General features: G+C 71.5%; 3 protein-coding genes. 2 read left to right on the top strand and 1 reads right to left on the bottom strand.

The window, feature by feature from the left end:
- Positions 1-539: glycerol-3-phosphate acyltransferase (locus QOL99_RS16655; protein ID WP_285525489.1), on the bottom strand; the 539-nt coding region annotated here is incomplete at its 3' end.
- 129 nt (positions 540-668) lie between these two features.
- On the opposite strand from QOL99_RS16655, the gene QOL99_RS16650 reads away from it, so the two are divergent.
- The gene (locus QOL99_RS16650) at positions 669-1406 is read left to right on the top strand and encodes a HesA/MoeB/ThiF family protein (RefSeq protein WP_285525487.1); all 738 of its coding nucleotides are present in this window, start codon (positions 669-671) and stop codon (positions 1404-1406) included.
- A 156-nt stretch (positions 1407-1562) separates the two neighbouring features.
- A complete protein-coding gene (locus QOL99_RS16645) occupies positions 1563-2066 on the top strand; it encodes a CarD family transcriptional regulator (protein ID WP_285525484.1) in 504 nt (167 codons plus the stop codon).
- The last annotated feature ends 69 nt before the right edge of the window (positions 2067-2135 follow it).

Genomic DNA, 2135 nt, shown 5'->3' with positions numbered 1-2135 from the left:
AGGTGCGCGGCCCGCAGCGCCATCACGCCGCCCCCGGCGAGCAGGTCGGCCAGTCCCCCGGTGCGGGTCGACAGCCACAGGCCCAGCGGCAGGACCAGCGCCGTCACCGCGGGCACGGCGTTCAGCTCCACCCGGGACTGCAGGGTGGCCCGGTACAGCGGGATCAGGACCAGCGCGGCGAGCAGCGTCCCCCCCAGCGTCAGGGGGGCCATCACCGCCAGCGCCCCCAGCAGCGGCGCGATGCCGCCCCCACCCCGCAAGCGGAAGAAGACCGGGTAGCAGTGTCCCAGCACCACGCCCAGGGTGCCCACCCAGGTCGCCTCCGGCAGCAGCGCCCGCGCCAGCAGGCCCGCCGCGACCCCCTTGAGAACGTCCAGCACACCGACGAGCAGGGCCGCGCGTGGGCCGTACTGCCGGAAGGTGCCGCTGCCCCCCGGCAGGTCGCGCTCCCGGATGTCCTCTCCCCGCGCCCGCGAATACAGCACCCCGGCCACTAGGGAACCGAGGAGGTAGGACAGCACGAGGACGGGAAGCACCATGTCAGCGGGCAGTCTAGTGCTCGGAGCGCTCCCGGTGCCGCCGCCCCGGACCCGTCCCCACTCCACTGTGCCTTCCAGACCCGGCCCACCACCCCCGGCCCATCAGACTCAGCCCACTAGACTTGGCTCATGACGAGCGACCCCCTGACCCGCGAGGAACTGCGCCGCTACTCGCGCCCCCTCCTCGTGCCCGAATGGCTGGACGCCGGAGCGCAGGAACGCCTGAAGGCCGCCCGCGTGCTGGTCGTCGGCGCGGGGGGCCTGGGAGGGCCGGTGGCGCTGCACCTCGCCGGGTCGGGGGTGGGGCAGCTGGTGATCTCGGACGGGGACACGGTGGATCTCAGCAACCTGCACCGCCAAACGCACTTCAGCAGCGCTGATCTGGACCGCCCGAAGGCGCAGGCTGTCGCCGAGCGGGTGCAGGCACTCAACCCCTGGGTCAGCGTGGAGACGGCCCCCGCGCTGGACGAGGCCAACGCCGAGGCCCTGATCAGCAGGGCTGACCTCGTGGTGGACGCCACCGACAACTTTGAAACCCGCTACCTGATCGCGGACACCTGCACCCGGCTGGAGCGCGAATGGGTCTGGGGGGCGGCGAGCGGCACCTCGGGGCTCCTGAGCGTCTTTGGCCCCTCCCTGGGGCTGCGCGACGTCTTTCCCGACCCGGCCGACGCCCCCTCCTGCGCGGAGGCAGGTGTCTTGGGCCCGGTGCCTGCCATCGTGGGGCACGTCATGGCCCTCGAGGCGCTCAAGGTGCTGGGAGCAGTGGGGGAGCCGCTGCGGGGGCGGCTGTGGACCTTCGACGGCCTGACCGCCGGGGTCCGGACCCTGCGCCTGCAGCCGGAGCAGGCCCCGCCCCTCTGCTAAACTGTGAGCCATGCTTCGCTGCGTGACTGTCTCTGGGCCCCGGCCCGGCAGCCACCTGTGCTCAGTCTGAGCCCCCACCGCCCAGCCTCGCGCTGGGCTTTTGTCTGCTGCGGTGGCCGGGGGCGCCGCGTTCTCTCCGCCCAGGGGTGATTCGCCTTGAAAACTGCGTTCTTTCAACCCGGTGACCGCGTCGTCCTCCCGCCTTACGGCCTGGGAGTCGTGCGGGATACCTGCCAGCGCCCGGTCGCAGGTGAGCTGCTGGCCTATTACCGCATCGAGTTTCCCAACACGGCGAGTCAAGCGTATGTCCCCGTTACTGCGCCCCAGGGCACCGGGCTCCGCGCGGCCCTGACGACAGCCGAACTCCCCACATTGCTGGGGTATCTGCAAAATAGCCAGACCCTCAACCTGCCCCGGCAGTGGGCGGCGCGGCACCGCCGGGTCACCGAGATTCTGGCGGGCGGCGACCCCTATGAACTCGCCACCCTGACCTGCGAGTTGCGGCGCTGGAATATCGAGCGCGGCCTGCCTGACCTCGACCGGCAGGCTCTGCGCCGCGCCATCCGCCTGCTGACCCAGGAGGTCCGTGGCCTGGAAGACCCCTGCGCCTGCGACGTGCGCTCCCTGCTGGACCATGCCTGGACTGAGACGCCGAACTGACCGTAGAAACGACGGACAACATGTACAACAGCGCGTCCCCCCGGATTGCTCCGGGGGGACAGGGTCAGG

Source organism: Deinococcus rhizophilus, assembly GCF_030271215.1.
Classification (GTDB): domain Bacteria; phylum Deinococcota; class Deinococci; order Deinococcales; family Deinococcaceae; genus Deinococcus; species Deinococcus rhizophilus.
This window is presented reverse-complemented; position numbering and strand designations above follow the sequence as displayed.

What these genes read in the sequence shown, in the direction of transcription:
- QOL99_RS16650 (WP_285525487.1), top strand. Translation starts at nt 669, where the DNA reads ATGACGAGCGACCCCCTGACCCGCGAGGAACTGCGCCGCTACTCGCGC.